This is a genomic window from Streptomyces sp. G5(2025) (assembly GCF_049542075.1).
Taxonomy (GTDB): domain Bacteria; phylum Actinomycetota; class Actinomycetes; order Streptomycetales; family Streptomycetaceae; genus Streptomyces.
The window spans coordinates 1,048,322-1,066,278 of sequence record NZ_JBMUZT010000006.1 but is presented as its reverse complement, the minus strand read 5'-3'; the positions used below and the strand labels follow the sequence as shown (position 1 = coordinate 1,066,278).

The window sequence follows — 17,957 nt, the reverse complement described above, 5'->3', positions numbered from 1 at the left end:
TCGGCTGGCGGTCAGCGGCGGATGCGGGTCATCTCCGGGTCGAAAAGCGGCTCTTCGGCGACCGTCGCCGGCACCTTCTCGCCGAAGTACTCCACATGGACGCCCGTGCCCGCCTCCAGCGGCGGCAGCCAGGCGTACGCGACGCAGCGGCCCAGCGTGCAGCCGTACGAGGCGCTGGTGACGTACCCGGCGGGGGCGCCGTCGACGTACACGGGTTCCTTGCCGAGGACGACGGCGGTCGGGTCGTCCAGGAGGAGGGCGGTGAGCCTGCGGGTCGGCGCCCCGAGCCCTTTGAGCGCCGAACGCCCCACGAAGTCCCCCTTGTTCATGCGGACCGCGAAGCCGACACCCGCCTCGTAGGGGTTGTGTTCGGTGGTCATGTCCTGGCCCCAGGCGCGGTACCCCTTCTCCAGGCGCAGACTGTTGAAGGCCGAGCGTCCCGCCGCGATCACGCCGTGCGCCCGTCCCGCCTCCCACAACGTGTCCCAGAGGCGCAGCCCCAGGTCGGCGGTGGTGTACAGCTCCCAGCCCAGTTCGCCGACGTAACTCAGGCGCATCGCGGTCACCGGGACATGCCCGATGTACGTCTGCTTGGCCTTGAAGTAGCCGAACGCCTCGTGCGAGAAGTCGTCGCGGGTGAGCGGCTGGACGAGCGCGCGGGCCAGCGGGCCCCAGACGCCGACGCAGCAGGTCCCCGAGGTGATGTCCCTGAGGTGCACGTCTTCGGGGGCGTGCCGCAGGAGCCAGTCCAGGTCGGCGGGGGAGTTGGCGCCCACCTGGAAGCGGTCGGGGGCCAGCCGCGCCACGGTCAGGTCGGAGCGGATGCCGCCCGCCTCGTCGAGCAGCAGGGTGTACGTGACCGAACCGGGCTTCTTGGCGAGGTTGTTGCTGGTCATGCGCTGGAGGTAGGTGAGCGAGCCGGGGCCCGTGACCTCCAGGCGGCGCAGGGGAGTCATGTCGTAGAGGGCGACCGACTCGCGGGTGGCGCGCGCCTCTGCCGCCGCGATCGGGGACCAGTGGCGGGCCGCCCACGCGTCGCGCGGCGGCACCTCGATGTCCTTGGCCAGGGGTGCGTTCGCCTCGTACCAGTGCGGGCGCTCCCAGCCGCCGCCTTCCAGGAACACGGCGCCCAGCTCCTGCTGGCGGGCGTGGAAGGGGCTGACCCTTAGGGGGCGCGGCTCGGCCGGGGGCTGGAGCGGGTGGATGACGTCATAGACCTCGATGAACTGCCGTGCGCCGCGCTCGGCGACGTACGCGGGGGAGCGCTGGGCGTCCTCGAACCGCGTCAGCTCGCACTCGTGCAGGTCCAGCGAGGGCCGGCCCTCGACCATCCACTCGGCGACCGCCTTGGCGACGCCCGCGGAGTGTGTGACCCACACGGCTTCGGCCAGCCAGAACCCGCGCAGCGTCCGCGACTCCCCGAGCAGCGGCATGCCGTCCGGGGTGAAGGAGAAGACGCCGTTGAAACCCTCCTCGATGTCCGCCGCCCCGAGGGAGGGGATCAGCCATCGGCAGTCCTCCCAACTGGGCGCGAAATCCTCCTCAGTGAAGGGGTACGACGACGGCATGTCCTCGGCGTCGTCGTACGCGGGCACGGTGAACGGGTCGACGGGCAGCGGCCGGTGGGCGTACGACCCGATGCCGATGCGGTCGGTGTGTTCCCGGAAGTACAGGTCGCGGTCCTGGAAGCGCAGGATGGGCCGCGACGCCTCGGTGCGCGGGTCGTTGACGCCCGCCAGCTCGGGCAGCGGACTCGTCTTCACGTACTGGTGTGCGAGCGGCAGTAGGGGTACGTCGACGCCGGCCAGCCGCCCGATCACCGGGCCCCAGAAACCGGCCGCCGAGACGACGTGGTCGGCGCAGAAGGTGCCGCGGTCGGTGACAACGGCCGTCACGCGGTCGCCGTCCCGCTCGATGCCTGTCACGGTGTGCCGGTCCAGAAAACGTGCTCCACGCGCGCGTGCCCGATCCATCTGCGCCCGGCAGGCGGGCACGGCCCGGGCCAGGCCGTCGTCGGGCGTGTGCAGACCGCCGTACACCCGGGCCTCGTCGACCAGCGGCCACAGTTCCTTGCACCGCTCGGGGCCGACGAGCTCGGCCCGTACGCCCCAGGAGGCGGCGAAACCGGCCTTGCGGTGCAGGTCGGCCCACCGCTCGGGCGTGGTGGCCAGCTCCAGGCCGCCGACAGGGTTGAAGCAGGAGAGCCCGTCGACCTGAAGAGAGCTGAACTTCTCCACGGTGTACGCCGCGAACGCGGTCAGCGTCTTGGAGGGCCCGGCCTGGAAGACCAGCCCCGGCGCGTGCGACGTGGAGCCGCCCGGCGCGGGCAGCGGCCCCTGGTCGAGCACGGTGACATCGGTCCAGCCGCGGGCGGTCAGCTCGTCGGCGAGCGAGCAGCCGACGATCCCGGCGCCGATGACCACCACTTTGGGCTGTGCTGTCGTGTGGACCGCGGGGTGCGCGTCGGAGCGGCTCACAGGACCACCACCGAGCGCAGCACCTCACCGCGCCGCATGCTCGCGAAGGCCTCCTCCACCTGGTCCAGGGTGATCGTCTCCGAGACGAAGCCGCCCAGGTCGAGACGGCGGCTGAGGTACTGGTCGACGAGGATCGGGAAGTCCCGCGTGGGCAGACAGTCGCCGTACCACGACGACTTGAGGGCGCCGCCGCGCGAGAAGAGATCGATCAGCGGCAGATCGACCGTCATCTCCGGATCGGGCACCCCCACCTGGACGAGCACACCCGCGTGATCGCGCATGTAGAACGCCTGCTTGTACGTCGACGGGGTGCCGACCGCGTCGATCGCGACGTCGACCCCGTGCCCGCCGGTCAGCTCACGTACGGCCGCCACGGGTTCGATGCCACGGGAGTTCACGGTGTGCGTGGCACCGAACCGGGTGGCGCCGTCCAGCTTCGCGTCGTCGATGTCGACGGCGATGACGCGGCGGGCCCCTGACAGGGACGCCCCGGCGATCGCGGCGTCGCCGACACCGCCGCAGCCGATCACGGCGACGGTGTCGCCACGGCTCACGCCGCCGGTGTTCACGGCGGCCCCATACCCCGCCATCACGCCGCAGCCGATCAGACACACCGCCTCGGGGCGCGCCGCCGGGTCGACCTTCACCGCTTGGCCGGCGGCGACCAGCGTCTTCTCCGCGAAGGCGCCGATGCCGAGCGCGGGGCTCAGCGGTGTGCCGTCGAGGAGCGTCATCGGCCGGGCGGCGTTGCGCGAGTCGAAGCAGTACCAGGGGCGCCCGCGCAGACAGGAACGGCAGGCCCCGCAGGGTGCGCGCCAGGCGATCACCACATAGTCGCCGGCGGCGAGATCGGCGACGTCCGCGCCGACCGCCTCGACGGTACCGGCCGCCTCGTGGCCCAGCAGGAACGGGAAGTCGTCGTTGATCGCGCCCTCCCGGTAGTGCAGATCCGTGTGGCAGACCCCGCAGGCCTGCACGGAGACGAGTACCTCTCCGGGACCGGGATCGGGCACGACGATCGTCCGCACCTCCAGGGGTGCGCCCTTCTTCATGGCGACGACGGCACGGACCTCATGGGGCACGGCCAGCCTCCTCTGCTCTCGCGCACGGCATGACGGTGCTGAAGCTGGAACTGAAGCTGTTGCGTAGTGCACGATCGGTTGCGCTATGAGAGACATAGTGGGAACGCCATCAAGAGACCGTCAAGGGGGCGTGGTGAACCCCTTGCAAAACAGCCGAGGCACGCCGGAACCTGGCCGATACGCGCGTGGGCGGGGTGAGGGCCCCGGGTCCCCGGCCCCGCCCACGGTGTGCCTTCGAGTGGCCCACGGGTGGTCTTTTGAATGGCCTTCGTGGCCTTCGTGGCCTTCGGTCAGAAGCCGTACCCCATCCGCCGCGAGAGCTCCACGGCCGCCGCGACCGTACGTTTGGCCAGCTCGGTCAGGCGGTCCTCGGTCAGGCGGTACACCGGCCCCGACGCGCTGAGCGCCCCGATCACCTTGCCGTCGTGCGCCCGCACCGGCGCCGCGACCGCGGCGAGACCCACCTCCAACTCCTCGACGGCCAGGGCGAACCCCTGCCCCACTACGGCCTCCAACTCCCCGCGCAGCGCCACCGTGCCGGTCACCGTGTGCTCGGTCAGGCGGGGCAGCGTACGGGCCAGGAGCCCCTCCCGCAGCGTCGTCGGCAGGTGCGCGAGGAGCACCTTGCCGCTGGACGTGGCGTGCAGCGGCGTGCGCCGGCCGAGCCAGTTCTGCGCGGTCACCGAGGCCGGGCCGCGCGCCTGCATGATGTTGACCGCCGCGTCCTCGTCGAGGACCGCGATGTTGACGGTCTCACCCACCTCGTCGGCGAGTTCGCGGCAGACCGGGCCGCCCTCCTGGGAGATGTCCATGCGCACTGCCGCCGCCCCCGCGAGGCGGAGTACGCCCGCACCAAGGAAGTACTTCCCGCGATCCTTGGCCTGGCCGACCAGGCCGCGGTTCTCCAGCACCCCGAGGAGCCGGAACGCCGTCGACTTGTGGACGCCCAACTCGTCGGCGATCTCGGTCACTCCAGCCTCGCCGTGCCGGGCGAGGATCTCCAGGACGCTCACCGCGCGGTCCACGGACTGGACGGATCCGGCGGCTGTCCTGGACTGCCTCTCGCGTGGCTCGCCGTTCGGTCCACTGTTCTGATCAGCCTGTTTCCGCGTGCCGGTCATAACTCGACTCTCACCACCTGGCGGCCTGTTGAAGCCGCGTCTGCGGGAAGCCCTTGACGCGGCGGGCACCCCGACCGGATTCTGTTGCGCATAGCGCTCCCTCGTGCGCCATGCGAAACATCATGTTACCGAAGGGTCCTGGCCCCAGAAGGGGCGTGGACCGGGCCTAACGACACCAGAGGGGGGCCCATGATTCCCGTATGCCGCCTCGAAGACCTCCCCGCGGGCGAGTCCGTCCGCCTCGACACCACGCCGCCCGTCGCGGTGTTCAACGCCGACGGTGAGCTCTTCGCCATCGACGACACATGCAGCCATCAGGACGCCTCGCTGTCGGAGGGGTGGCTGGAGGGCTGTCTGGTCGAATGCCCGCTCCACGCCGCCTCATTCGATCTCCGCACCGGGCTCCCCACCTGCCTGCCCGCGCGCAGGCCCGTCCGCACCCACCAGGTGTACGTCGACGGCGGCGTCGTCCACGTGCGTCTGGCGACCGCCGGGGAAGCCCGGGAAGGATCCGCCGCATGAGGACCGTCACCGTGGTCGGGGCCTCGCTCGCGGGGCTGCACGCGGCGCGGGAACTGCGTGCCCAGGGATTCGACGGGCGCCTGGTCGTCGTCGGTGCCGAGCCGCACCGGCCCTATGACCGGCCGCCCCTGTCCAAGGGCTTCCTCACCGAAGGCGGCGACGAGGACCGACTCGCCCTGTCCGACGAGGAGGAGACGGCGGAGCTGGACGCGGAGTGGATTCTCGGCACCCGCGCGCGTGCCCTCGACACGCGTGGCCGCAAGGTCGTCCTCGATGACGGCCGCACGCTGGCCGGCGACGGCGTGGTCATCGCCACCGGGGCGTCCGCGCGGCGCCTTCCCGGCCCCGCTCTCGTGGGCGTCCACACCCTGCGCACCCTGGACGACGCCCGCGCGCTGCGGGCCGAACTGGTCCGTGGCCCACGGCGCGTGGTCGTGATCGGCGGCGGCTTCATCGGTGCCGAGACCGCGTCCTCGTGCGTGGCGCTGGGGCATGACGTCACGGTCGTCGAGGCGGCGCCACTGCCGCTCGCTTCCCACCTGGGGGCCGAGATGGCCGCCGCGTGCGCGGCGCTGCACGCGCGGGGCGGGGCGCGGCTGCTGACGGGGGTCGGAGTGGCCGCACTCCGGGACGACGCGCCGGCATCCGCTCGTGGGGGCGCCGTCACCGCCGTGGAACTGTCCGACGGGCGTCTGCTGCCCGCGGACGTGGTCGTCGTCGGCATCGGGGCCACGCCCCACACCGACTGGCTCGCGGGCTCGCCCCTCGCCGTGGCCGACGGTGTGCTGTGTGACAACGGCTGCGTCACCGCGCTGCCACAGGTCGTCGCGGTGGGCGATGTGGCCCGCGCCGGCGGCGTCCGCACCGAACACTGGACGAGCGCCACGGAACAACCCCGGGTAGCGGTAAGGAACTTGCTCGCCGGACACACGGTCGAGACGGCCCGCTCCCTGCCGTACTTCTGGTCGGACCAGTACGGCTCTCGCCTCCAGTTCGCCGGTCGACGCCGCGAGGGCGACACGGTACGCATCGTCGAGGGGTCCCCGGAGGCGGTGGGGGAGGACGGGTTCCTCGCCGTCTATGAGCGCGGGGGCCACAGAACGGCCGCCCTCGCGATCGACCGAGCCCGGCCGTTCATGAAGGTGCGCAGGGAACTGGCGGCCGCCGAGGCCAGGGAGACTGCCGTGGTCTAGAGACCGCCGAGGCTTGGGAGGTCGCCGCGGCCGGGAGGTCACAGAGGGTAGGGGACCGCCGAGGCCGGAGAGGCTGCCGTGGTCTGCGAGGCCGCCGAAGCCAGTGAAGCTGCCGTGGTCTAGAGACCGCCGAGGCTTGGGAGGTCGCCGCGGCCGGGAGGTCACAGAGGGTAGGGGACCGCCGAGGCCGGAGAGGCTGCCGTGGTCTGCGAGGTCGCCGAAGCCAGTGAAGCTGCCGTGGTCTAGAGACCGCCGAGGCCTGGGAGATCGCCGCGGCCGGGAGGTCACAGAGGTTAGGGCGACCGCCGCGGCCAGGGTAGACCCGCCGCAGCCCAGTAGACCGCCCCGGCCAGGGAACCACCGAGGCCCAATAGACCGCAGAGACCGCAGAGGCCCCCGGGACCCCCAACACCCCCAACACCCCCGAGCCCAAAGACACTGCCGAAGCCCAAGACACCCCAGCCTCACCGAACCGCAGCGAAGCCCACGCCCCCGGCCCCGGACCGCACGGCAGCACACACCGACCCGAGCAGGCCGGCAGCGCGCAGGAGGTCTCGGTGTGCCCTCAGGAGTGCGACAGCTGGCCCGCGCCGCCGCGCCTCCGTACACGCATACGTATACCTACCTTGCCCCGCGCCGCGGCCCGCGCATGCCGCCGCGCCCGGCGCCGCTCCCGCCGCAGCTGTCGCGCCGTGCTGCTCGGCGCCGACACCACCCCGTGCCGTTGCTTCCACACCTGTCGGGTCACCCACACGTCGAGCACGCCCCAGGTGGCCACGATCGTGCTCGCCACGCTGCTGAGCACCATGGGGAAGGAGAGCCAGGAGCCCGCGAGGGCGGTGAGGAAGGCGACCATCGCCTGCACCAGGGTGACCGCCACCAGAATCACGGCCCGCACGGCCGCCGTCCGGACCGGATCAGGCAGTCGCCGTCTGCGGGCGGGCTCCTCGACCCACAGCGGCGGACGGGGCGCCGGGCGATCGTCCCCCCGCGGGGCGACCCCGGGCGCCGCGCCCCTCTCGGCTTCGCCCTTGCCTGACCCCGACGCCTTGTGACGCTCTGCCGTGCCCATCATTTCGTCACTCCCCCGCTGCTTCGCAGCCGTTCACGAACACCCTCCGGGGACACCACTGGCCCAACACACCTGTGGCTGCCCGGTTTACCGCCCTTTAAGCCGCCTGCCCCGCGGCCCGCCCTCTCCCCGAAGGCTCTTCACCGTCTCTCCCTGACCGACGAACGAGAGATCGGAAAAATTCCCCTTGCAGTTCCGCGAAGCGAAGAATTCCGGCCAACTGGCGTACCTGCGACGGCCGATGAGCCCCGGTGTCGGGCGACACAGGCTGGGACGCAATCTCCCGTAATGGAGGGACAACTGCGGACGTCTCTTTCGCGTCACGGCCGAAAAGCGTTCGGATGCGTCTTCGAGTTGCTCGTAGGTCAGTAGTAGGCTCGCGCCGTTTGTTGACGCACATGTGTGCCCCTGGCCCGTGCAACGGCCGCAGGGGGCCGATCTGGGGGAGGCCATGCGCTTTCGCGGGAAGTCCATCCGCCGGAAGATCGTGGCGCTGCTGCTTGTGCCGCTGGTTTCCCTGACCGCCATTTGGGGTTTCGCCACCGTCCTCACGGGCCGAGAGGCGAGCACCCTGCTCGACACGGCCAACGTTGTCGACAAGCTCGGCTACCCGATCGAGGACACGGTCCGCGTCGTCCAGCAGGAGCGCCGCCAGACCCTCGTCTACCTCGCCGACCCACGCGCCTCCGACGCCCTCGCGGCCCTGCGCCGCAGCCGCGACGCGACCGACGACATGATCGCCAAGGTCCGTACGAACGCCAAGGATTCGGACGTACGCGACAGCGTCGACGAGAGTTCACGCAAGCGGCTCACCTCGATCCTCGACGCCTTCGACGGCATCGATTCACTGCGCCGCACCGTCGAAGAGGGCACCATCACCCGGGCCGGCGCCCTGAAGATGTACACCAAGCTGATCGACCCCTGCTTCAGCCTGCTCACCACCCTCAACGGCTTCACCCACCTCGACGACGTGAGCCTCGACCAGCAGGGCCGCGCGCTCGTCGGCGTGGCACGCGCGCGTGAACTCCTCTCCCGAGAGGACGCGTTGCTGGGCTCCGCACTCGTCGCACGGCGCGTCACCCGGCCCGAGATCCGGCAGATCGCCGAACTCAGGGCACAGCGCTCCCTTCTGTACGAAGTGAACCTCGCGCCGCTTCCGGAGGACGACCGCGGCCGCTACGAGCGCTACTGGAACGGCGCCGAGACCACGCAGCTGCGCAAGGCCGAGAACGACGTCATCGAGTCCGCGCCCGGCACCCCGCGCGCGGTGACGTCCGCACATTGGGACGCCGCCGCGGGCCGCGTCCTGAAAGACCTCGCCGAGCGCGACGTCGAGGCGAGCGACCGCCTCAGGGACCGCGTCGAACCCGCCGCCGTCGGCGTGATCGTCCGTGTCGTCCTGGCCGGCGTCCTCGGCCTCCTCGCTCTGCTCGTCTCGGTCTTCCTGTCCGTACGGATCGGGCGCGGCCTCATCCGTGACCTGCGGCGACTGCGACTGGAGGCCCACGAGGCCTCCGGAGTCCGGCTGCCGGGCGTGCTGCGCCGCCTGGCGGCCGGCGAACAGGTCGACGTGGAGACCGAGGCGCCTCGGCTGACGTACGACAAGGACGAGATCGGGCAGGTCGGCCAGGCCCTCAACACATTGCAGCGCGCCGCGATCGAGGCCACCGTCAAACAGGCCGACCTGCGGCGCGGCGTCTCCGAGGTCTTCGTCAATCTCGCCCGCCGCAGCCAGGTCCTGCTGCACAAGCAGCTCACGCTCCTGGACACCATGGAGCGCAGGACCGAGGACACCGACGAGCTCGCCGACCTCTTCCGCCTCGACCACCTGACCACCCGCATGCGGCGGCACGCCGAAGGGCTCGTGATCCTCTCCGGAGCCGCCCCGTCCCGGCAGTGGCGCAAGCCCGTCCAGCTCATGGACGTCGTACGCGCCGCCGTCGCCGAGGTCGAGGACTACGAACGCATCGAGGTGCGCCGCCTGCCGCGCATCGCGGTCACCGGCCCGGCCGTCGCCGACCTCACGCACCTGATGGCCGAACTCCTGGAGAACGCCACGGTGTTCTCGCCCCCGCACACCGCCGTACAGGTCCTGGGCGAGCACGTTGCCAACGGCTTCACCCTGGAGATCCACGACCGAGGGCTCGGCATGGCCCCCGACGCCCTGCTGGACGCCAACCTCCGCCTCGCGGAGACCCCCGAGTTCGAACTGTCGGACACCGACCGGCTCGGCCTCTTCGTCGTCAGCAGGCTCGCCCAGCGCCAGCGGGTCCGCGTCTCCCTGCAACCTTCTCCCTACGGCGGTACGACCGCTGTCGTCTTCATCCCCGAGGCCCTGCTCACCGACGACGTCCCCGACACCGGCGGCGTCGGCTTCCGGCTCGACCGGCCGCAGGCCAAGGAGCCCGCGACGAGCGCCGACAAGGCGGCGGACCGCGCGGCGGCCCTGGCCCAGGTCCCCGTACAACTGCCCGGTCTGCCCGCCTCCCTGCTCGACGGCCCCGTGGAACTGGAGGCGCCCGTCGGCATGGCGGACCTCGACGGCTTCCCCGGCGCGCTCGGCGACGACGACAGCGAACGCGGCGACCTCTTCCGGCCCCGCCGCAGGGCCCCCGGCGCCCCGGGCGAGCAGCACCAGCACGCCCGCGACGACCGGCAGGCCGGCCGCGCCGAGCCCACCCGCCGCGACGTCCCGCAGCCCCGACGCGACGTCCCGCAGCCCCGCCCCGACATCCCGCTGCCCCGTCTCGACGACGATCCCGCCGAGGACGCCCACCCCGGCGACCCCGTGCCACTGCCGCGCCGCAGGACTCCGAAGCTGGTCAGCTCACACGGCCGCCCCGTCACGCACGGCAGGTCGGAGGGCAGGCCGCTCGCCCCGGCGCCGGAGGACATGACTCCGGAGCAGTCCTCGCAGCCTCGTCCGCGGCCGCAGTCCGCCTGGCCCGATCTGTCCCCGCCGCACCGCGACGTCACCGCCGACGCGTCACCCGACCTCCCCCGGCGCACCCGCCGCACCGGCCCGCAGGGCGGCGCCGCCCCGGACCGCACTGCTCCCGACCGCACCAGCGCCACCCACCAGGACCGCACCACCCCGGCAGGGGCCGAGACCCGGCCCCGCCCCGCCCCGGCGCCCGTCGCGGACGCCGACCGGGACCTGAGCACCACCACGACCGCCCCGGGCGGACTGCCCCGCCGGATTCGGCAGGCCAATCTCGCCCCGCAGTTGAAGGACGGACCCGACCGCCGCTCCGAGCCCGCCGAGACCCGGCCGGAGGAGCGCGACGCGGACGAGGTACGCAGCCGCATGGCCTCGCTCCAGCGTGGCTGGCAGCGCGGCCGCGAAGAGAACGCCGCCGGCGACGACGCCACGGACGGCACAGCACCAGGAACGACATCTGAGGGGAACGGTCGATGACCGCACCGAAGGCCGACGCACGCACCGCCACGACCGGGGGGCCGGGTGAGCTGAACTGGCTCCTCGACGACCTGGTGCAGCGCGTCGCCAGCATCCGCAAGGCACTCGTGCTCTCCGGGGACGGCCTGCCCACCGGCATGTCCAAGAACCTGACGAGGGAGGACAGCGAGCACCTCGCCGCTGTCGCCTCCGGGTTCCACAGCCTCGCCAAGGGCGTGGGGCGCCACTTCGAGGCGGGCAGGGTCCGCCAGACCGTGGTCGAGCTCGACGACGCGTTCCTCTTCGTCACCGCCGCGGGCGACGGCAGCTGCCTCGCTGTCCTCGCGGAGGCGGACTCCGATGTGGGCCTGGTGGCGTACGAGATGACGCTGCTGGTCAAGAGGGTGGGTGTGCATCTGGGTGCGGCGCCGCGCACGGACCTGCCCGCGGGAGGGTAGTGGGAGGTCATGAGCGACGACGGTCGAGGGACACAGGGCACACAGAGAACACAGCGAACGCAGAGGACACCTGGCGCGCAGAGAGCGCAGCGGGTCCAGAGGGTGCCGACACTGCGGGGCCTACCGGGAACAGCCGCGGCGCGGGGGGCGCCGGAAGCACAGCAGCCGCCCCGCTGGTTCGACGACGAAGCCGGCCCCGTGGTGCGCCCGTACGCCATGACACGCGGACGCACCACGAGCCCCGCCCAGCACCGCCTCGACCTGATCGCGCTGGTCGTCGCCGAGGACTGGGCCGACAGCGACCCGGAGGCGGACCAGACGCTGTCGCCCGAGCACGTGGACATCGTCGAGCTCTGCCGTGACACGCCGCAGTCGGTCGCCGAACTGGCGGCCGAACTCGATCTGCCCATCGGCGTGATCCGCGTTCTCATCGGGGACCTGGTGGCCGACGAACTGGTGCACGTGACCCGCCCGGTTCCCCCTGCCGAGCTGCCGGACGAGAGTATTCTGCGCGACGTGATCAGCGGCCTCCGGGCGCTCTGAACAGCGCGGAAGCGGGAGTGAGAACGTGACTGGCTGGCAGTTCTGGGTCGACAGGGGCGGCACCTTCACCGACATCGTCGCGCGCCGCCCCGACGGCCGCCTGCTCACCCACAAGCTCCTCTCCGACAACCCCGCCCGCTACCGCGACGCGGCCGTCGCGGGCATCCGCGAACTGCTCGCCCGCACACCCGACGGCACCGCCGACATCGCGCCCCACAGCACCGCGCCCGACGGCACCGCCGACACCGCACCCCCCGGTACCGCGCCCCACAGCACCACGCCCGCCACCACGCCCGCCACCGCGCCCGACGTCGCGACCATCGACGCCGTCCGGATGGGCACCACCGTCGCCACCAACGCCCTCCTGGAGCGCACCGGCGAGCCCACCGCCCTGGTCATCACCCGCGGCTTCCGCGACGCCCTGCGTATCGCCTACCAGAACCGGCCGCGGATCTTCGCCCGCGAGATCGTGCTCCCCGAACTCCTCTACGACCGGGTCATCGAGGTCGACGAACGCGTCACCGCCGACGGCGAGGTCCTGCGCCCACCCGACCTGAAGGGCCTGACCGGGCCCTTACAGGAGGCGTACGACGACGGAATCCGCTCCCTGGCCGTCGTGTGCATGCACAGCCACCTCCACCCCGCCCACGAACGCGCCATCGGGGAACTCGCCGCCCGCACCGGTTTCCCGCAGATCTCGCTCTCCAGTGAGGTCAGCCCTCTCATGAAGCTGGTCCCGCGCGGGGACACCGCGGTCGTCGACGCCTATCTCTCCCCGGTCCTGCGCCGCTATGTCCGGCACATCGCCGACGAACTGCACGGCGTCCGGCTGATGTTCATGCAGTCGAACGGCGGGCTCACCGAAGCGGGCCGGTTCCGCGGCAAGGACGCGATCCTCTCCGGCCCGGCGGGCGGCATCGTCGGCATGGCCCGCATGTCGCACCTCGCGGGCTTCGACCGCGTCATCGGCTTCGACATGGGTGGTACGTCGACGGACGTCTCGCACTACGCGGGTGAGTACGAGCGGGTCTTCACCACGCAGATCGCTGGGGTCCGGCTGCGCGCCCCGATGCTCGACATCCACACCGTCGCCGCGGGCGGCGGCTCCGTGCTCCACTTCGACGGCAGCCGCTACCGCGTGGGGCCCGACTCCGCGGGCGCCGCCCCCGGCCCCGCGAGCTACCGCGCCGACGGCCCGCTCACCGTCACCGACGCCAACGTCGCCCTCGGCCGCGTCCAACCGGCCCACTTCCCGAGCGTGTTCGGCCCCGACGGCGACCAGCCCCTGGACGACGCGCTCGTCCGCGACCGCTTCGCCGCACTGGCCCGCGAGATCCACGAGGCGACGGGCGACGACCGCACCCCCGAACAGGTGGCCGAGGGCTATCTGCGGATCGCGGTCGCCAACATCGCGGGCGCCGTCAAGCGCATCTCGGTCCAGAAGGGCCATGACGTCACGCGCTACGCCCTCACCACCTTCGGCGGCGCGGGCGGCCAGCACGCGTGCATGGTCGCCGACTCGCTCGGCATCCGCACGGTCCTCGTCCCGCCGATGGCCGGAGTCCTCTCCGCCCTCGGCATCGGCCTCGCCGACACGACGGCGATGCGCGAACAGTCCGTGGAGGCGCCCCTGGAGGCCTCCTCGATGCCGCACGTCCTCAAGACCGCGGACGACCTGGAGAGCGCCGCCCGGTCCGAACTGCTCGCCGAGGACGTGCCCGCCGACCGCATCCGTGTCACGCGCCGCGCCCAACTGCGCTACGACGGCACTGACACCGTCCTCACCGTGGAGCTCACGGATCCGGACGACATGACCCGCGCCTTCGAGGATCGCCACCGCGCCACCTACTCCTTCACCCTGGACCGCCCCGTCGTCGTGGAGGCCCTCTCCGTGGAGGCCACCGGGCGCACGGAACCGCCCGACCTCTCCGCCTTCGCGGGCGAGGTGACCCCGGGCACCCCGCGCCGCGTCCGGCTGCGCACCGGCGGCGCCTGGCGCGACGTACCGCTGCACCGCCGTGCGGAGCTGCCCGCCGGGCAGACCGTCACCGGACCCGCGATCATCACCGAGGCCGGTGCCACGACGGTCGTGGACGACGGCTGGCAGGCCGCCGCGGCCCCGACCGGGCACCTGGTCATGGAACGCGTCGCGGAGCCGGAGAGTTCCACCGCGAGCACCGCCGCGGACCCCGTCCTCCTGGAAGTCTTCAACAACCTCTTCATGTCCATCGCCGAACAGATGGGCGCCCGACTGGAGTCCACGGCCCAGTCGGTGAACATCAAGGAGCGGCTCGACTTCTCCTGCGCGCTCTTCGACCCGGACGGCAACCTCGTCGCCAACGCCCCGCACATCCCCGTCCACCTCGGGTCGATGGGCACCAGCGTCAAGGAAGTCATCGAACGCCGCGGCAGCGCCATGCGCCCAGGGGACACCTACGCCGTCAACGACCCGTACCACGGTGGCACGCACCTGCCCGACGTCACCGTCATCACGCCCGTCTTCGACCGACCGGGCAAGCACGGCACTTCGGGAGAGCACGGCACCGCAAGCGAGCCCGTCACTTCGGAGGAGCCCGGCACCTCGGGCGAGCACATCCTCTTCTACGTGGCCTCACGCGGCCACCACGCCGAGATCGGCGGCATCGCCCCCGGCTCCATGCCCGCGAACAGCCGCACCATCGACGAAGAAGGCATCCTCTTCGACAACTGGCTTCTTGTGGAAGAGGGCCGTTTCCGCGAGGCCGAGACCCGGCGCCTGCTCACCGACGCCCCCTACCCCTCCCGCAACCCGGACACCAACCTCGCCGACCTGCGCGCCCAGATCGCCGCCAACCAAAAGGGCGTCGACGAAGTCGCCCGGATGATCGACAACTTCGGCCTCGACGTCGTCCAGGCGTACATGAAGCACGTCCAGGACAACGCCGAGGAATCGGTGCGCCGCGTCATCGACGTCCTGGAAGACGGCGCGTTCGCTTATCAGACCGACTCGGGCGCGACCATCAACGTCCGCGTCACTGTGGACCGCGCCGCACGCTCGGCGACCGTCGACTTCACCGGTACGTCCCCTCAGCTCGCCACGAACTTCAACGCCCCTTCGCGGTGGTCAACGCAGCGGTCCTCTACGTCTTCCGTACCCTCGTCGATGACGACATCCCGCTCAACGACGGCTGTCTGCGCCCCCTGCGCATCATCGTCCCGCCCGGCTCCCTGCTCGCGCCCGAGCCGCCCGCGGCCGTCGTCGCCGGGAACGTGGAGACCTCACAGGCGATCACCGGCGCGCTCTACGCCGCCCTGGGCGTGCAGGCCGAGGGCTCCGGCACGATGAACAACGTCACCTTCGGCAACGCCCGCCATCAGTACTACGAGACGGTGGCCTCCGGCTCCGGAGCGGGCGACGGCTTCGCAGGGGCGTCCGTCGTGCAGACCCACATGACCAACTCGCGCCTCACCGACCCCGAAGTCCTGGAGTGGCGGCTGCCCGTCCTCCTGGAGGAGTTCGCCGTACGGCGAGGCAGCGGCGGCAGCGGGACGTGGCGCGGCGGTGACGGAGGAGTGCGCCGCATCCGCTTCCGCGAGCCGATGACGGTGTCGACCCTGGCCCAGCACCGCAGGGTCCCGCCGTACGGCATGGCGGGCGGCGCACCGGGCGCGCTCGGTGCGGGCCGGGTGGAGCGCGCGGACGGCACCGTCCAGGAGCTCGGCGGCAGCGACTCCGCCGACCTGGGCCCCGGCGACGTACTCGTGATCGAAACCCCCGGCGGCGGCGGATACGGACCGGCCCCGCGCGACACCACTGATGCAGGTACCGATCCAGGAGAAGTGAGCGATGATCTTCAGGCGTTCTGAGCGCGGCAAGGCCCCCGTCGAGCCGGTCACGCTGAAGATCCTTGTAGCGGGAGGCTTCGGCGTCGGCAAGACGACCCTGGTCGGCGCCGTCAGCGAGATCAAACCGCTGCGCACCGAGGAGACCCTCAGCGAGGCCGGGCGGCCCATCGACGACACGAGCGGCGTCGCGGGCAAGCACACCACCACGGTGGCCATGGACTTCGGCCGCATCACCCTGCGCGAGGACCTCGTCCTGTACCTCTTCGGTACGCCGGGACAGGACCGCTTCTGGTTCCTCTGGGACGAGCTGGCGACGGGGGCGCTCGGCGCCGTGGTCCTCGCCGACACCCGCCGCCTGGAGGACTGCTTCGCCGCCGTCGACTACTTCGAACGGCGCTCCATCCCCTTCGTCGTCGGCGTCAACTGCTTCGAAGGCGCTTCCCGCTACCCCGCCGAGACCGTGCGCCAGGCGCTGGACCTCGACGAGGCGGTACCCGTCGTGCTGTGCGACGCGCGCGACCGCGAGTCCGTCAAAGAGGTCCTCATCCGCGTCGTCGAACACGCGATGGCGGCCGCCGCGGCCGCCAGGGAGCCCGCGACCACATGACGGCCTCGTGACGGGAGCGCGGCCCGTACCCCCGCCGACCGGGGTACGGGCCGCAGCCCTGCTCGGCTCAGCCCTCGCCGTCCTCCAGCCAGCCGAAGCTCCGCTCCACCGCCTTGTGCCAGTTGTGGAACTCCGTGTCCCGCGTGGCCGCGTCCATCCGCGGCGACCATTCGACGTCCCGCTGCCAGTGCGCCTTCAGCTCGTCGAGGTCGTTCCAGACGCCCGTCGCGAGCCCGGCCGCGTACGCGGCGCCCAGACACGTCGTCTCGGAGACCTTCGGCCGGATCACCGGCACCCCGAGGACATCCGCCTGGTGCTGCATCAGCAGGTTGTTCTTCGTCATGCCGCCGTCCACCTTGAGCGTGGTGATCCGCACGCCCGAGTCCTGGTACATGGCGTCGACGACCTCACGGGTCTGCCAGCTGGTGGCCTCCAGGACCGCGCGCGCGAGGTGCGCCTTGGTGACGTACCGGGTGAGCCCGGTGACGACCCCGCGCGCGTCCGAACGCCAGTACGGCGCGTACAGGCCCGAGAACGCCGGCACGATGTACGCGCCGCCGTTGTCGTCCACGCTCGCCGCCAGCGGCTCGATCTCGTCCGCGCTGCGGATGATGCCGAGCTGGTCGCGGAACCACTGCACCAGGGCGCCGGTGATCGCGATGGACCCCTCCAGGCAGTACACCGGCGCCTCGGAGCCGATCTTGTACCCCATGGTCGTGAGCAGCCCGCTCTTCGAGGGAACGGGCCGGTTCCCGGTGTTGAGCAGTAGGAAGCTGCCCGTGCCGTACGTGTTCTTGGCCGTCCCGGTGTCGTAGCAGGCCTGCCCGAACACGGCCGCCTGCTGGTCGCCGAGCGCGGAGGCGACGGGCACTCCGGCAAGCTGCCCCACGGCCGTGCCGTACACCTCGGACGATGACCTGATCTCCGGCAGCATCGCCTCCGGGACGTTCATCGCCGACAGGATCGACTGGTCCCACTGGAGCGTCTGGAGGTTCATCAGCATGGTGCGGCCCGCGTTGGTGACGTCGGTGACGTGCTTGCCGCCGTCGGTGCCGCCCGTGAGGTTCCAGATCAGCCAGGAGTCGATGGTGCCGAACGCGATCTCCCCCCGCTCGGCGCGCACCCTCAGCCCCGGCACGTTGTCGAGCAGCCAGGCCGCCTTGGGCCCGGAGAAGTAGCTCGCGAGCGGCAGGCCCGTCTGCTCGCGGAAGCGGTCCTGGCCGTCCGTGCCGCCCAGTTCGTTGCACAGCCCCGAGGTGCGGGTGTCCTGCCACACGATCGCGTTGTGCACGGGCTTGCCCGTCGCGCGATCCCACAGGACCGTCGTCTCGCGCTGATTGGTGATGCCGAGGGCGCTCACCTGGTCGGCGCGGAGCCCCGCCTTGGCGATCGCCCCCGCGACCACCGCCTGCACCTTGGACCAGATCTCGGTGGCGTCGTGCTCCACCCAACCGGGCTTGGGGAAGATCTGGCGGTGCTCGCGCTGGTCCACGGCGACGATCGCGCCGTCCCGGTTGAAGACGATGCAGCGGCTTGAAGTGGTGCCCTGGTCGATGGCGGCGACGAATTTCTCGGAGCTGTCCGGCATGGCTACCCCTTGATGAGCTCGATGAGAGGACGCAGAAGGCTGCGCTCGAAAGGCTGCGCCCAGAAGACTGCG

11 protein-coding genes and 1 pseudogene are annotated in these 17,957 nt (G+C 71.7%); 7 read left to right on the top strand and 5 right to left on the bottom strand.

Annotation, left to right across the window (positions count from 1 at the left end; genetic code table 11):
• Positions 1-11: 11 nt before the first annotated feature.
• From ACOBQB_RS15630 to ACOBQB_RS15620, 3 genes are all read right to left on the bottom strand, one after another.
• Positions 12-2,477: a GcvT family protein gene (locus tag ACOBQB_RS15630; protein WP_423592348.1), complete on the bottom strand. Its 2,466-nt coding sequence runs from the start codon at positions 2,475-2,477 to the stop codon at positions 12-14.
• Complete coding sequence (locus ACOBQB_RS15625) at positions 2,474-3,559, bottom strand: S-(hydroxymethyl)mycothiol dehydrogenase (RefSeq protein ID WP_423592347.1); 1,086 nt, start codon at positions 3,557-3,559, stop codon at positions 2,474-2,476. The genes ACOBQB_RS15630 and ACOBQB_RS15625 overlap by 4 nt, the downstream gene beginning before the upstream one ends.
• 290 nt (positions 3,560-3,849) lie before the next feature.
• Positions 3,850-4,680, bottom strand: a complete 831-nt coding sequence (locus ACOBQB_RS15620; RefSeq protein ID WP_423592346.1) for an IclR family transcriptional regulator — start codon at positions 4,678-4,680, stop codon at positions 3,850-3,852.
• A 189-nt stretch (positions 4,681-4,869) separates the two neighbouring features.
• On the opposite strand from ACOBQB_RS15620, the gene ACOBQB_RS15615 reads away from it, so the two are divergent.
• Both ACOBQB_RS15615 and ACOBQB_RS15610 read left to right on the top strand, forming a co-directional pair.
• Positions 4,870-5,202: a bifunctional 3-phenylpropionate/cinnamic acid dioxygenase ferredoxin subunit gene (locus ACOBQB_RS15615; protein ID WP_423592344.1), complete on the top strand. Its 333-nt coding sequence runs from the start codon at positions 4,870-4,872 to the stop codon at positions 5,200-5,202.
• The gene (locus ACOBQB_RS15610; RefSeq protein ID WP_423592342.1) at positions 5,199-6,395 is read left to right on the top strand and encodes an NAD(P)/FAD-dependent oxidoreductase; all 1,197 of its coding nucleotides are present in this window, start codon (positions 5,199-5,201) and stop codon (positions 6,393-6,395) included. Before ACOBQB_RS15615 ends, ACOBQB_RS15610 begins: the two co-directional genes overlap by 4 nt.
• Before the next feature lie 565 nt (positions 6,396-6,960).
• Here ACOBQB_RS15610 and ACOBQB_RS15605 read toward each other — a convergent pair.
• Positions 6,961-7,467, bottom strand: coding sequence for a hypothetical protein (locus ACOBQB_RS15605; protein ID WP_423598502.1), 507 nt, complete (start codon positions 7,465-7,467; stop codon positions 6,961-6,963).
• A gap of 451 nt (positions 7,468-7,918) precedes the next feature.
• Here ACOBQB_RS15605 and ACOBQB_RS15600 point away from each other — a divergent pair, with 451 nt between their 5' ends.
• From ACOBQB_RS15600 to ACOBQB_RS15580, 5 genes and pseudogenes are all read left to right on the top strand, one after another.
• Positions 7,919-10,885: a nitrate- and nitrite sensing domain-containing protein gene (locus ACOBQB_RS15600; RefSeq protein ID WP_423592341.1), complete on the top strand. Its 2,967-nt coding sequence runs from the start codon at positions 7,919-7,921 to the stop codon at positions 10,883-10,885.
• Positions 10,882-11,322 carry a roadblock/LC7 domain-containing protein gene (locus tag ACOBQB_RS15595; protein WP_423592339.1) on the top strand — a complete coding sequence of 147 codons (441 nt, stop codon included), beginning with the start codon at positions 10,882-10,884 and terminating at the stop codon, positions 11,320-11,322. Before ACOBQB_RS15600 ends, ACOBQB_RS15595 begins: the two co-directional genes overlap by 4 nt.
• Positions 11,323-11,433: 111 nt before the next feature.
• Positions 11,434-11,865, top strand: coding sequence for a DUF742 domain-containing protein (locus tag ACOBQB_RS15590; protein WP_423598500.1), 432 nt, complete (start codon positions 11,434-11,436; stop codon positions 11,863-11,865).
• A gap of 25 nt (positions 11,866-11,890) precedes the next feature.
• Positions 11,891-15,711: pseudogene (locus tag ACOBQB_RS15585) on the top strand (hydantoinase B/oxoprolinase family protein).
• The gene (locus ACOBQB_RS15580; protein WP_423592337.1) at positions 15,692-16,297 is read left to right on the top strand and encodes a GTP-binding protein; all 606 of its coding nucleotides are present in this window, start codon (positions 15,692-15,694) and stop codon (positions 16,295-16,297) included. The pseudogene ACOBQB_RS15585 and the gene ACOBQB_RS15580 overlap by 20 nt, the downstream one beginning before the upstream one ends.
• A gap of 67 nt (positions 16,298-16,364) precedes the next feature.
• On the opposite strand, the gene glpK is transcribed toward ACOBQB_RS15580, so the two are convergent.
• Positions 16,365-17,885, bottom strand: coding sequence for a glycerol kinase GlpK (glpK, locus tag ACOBQB_RS15575; protein WP_423592335.1), 1,521 nt, complete (start codon positions 17,883-17,885; stop codon positions 16,365-16,367).
• Positions 17,886-17,957: the final 72 nt, after the last annotated feature.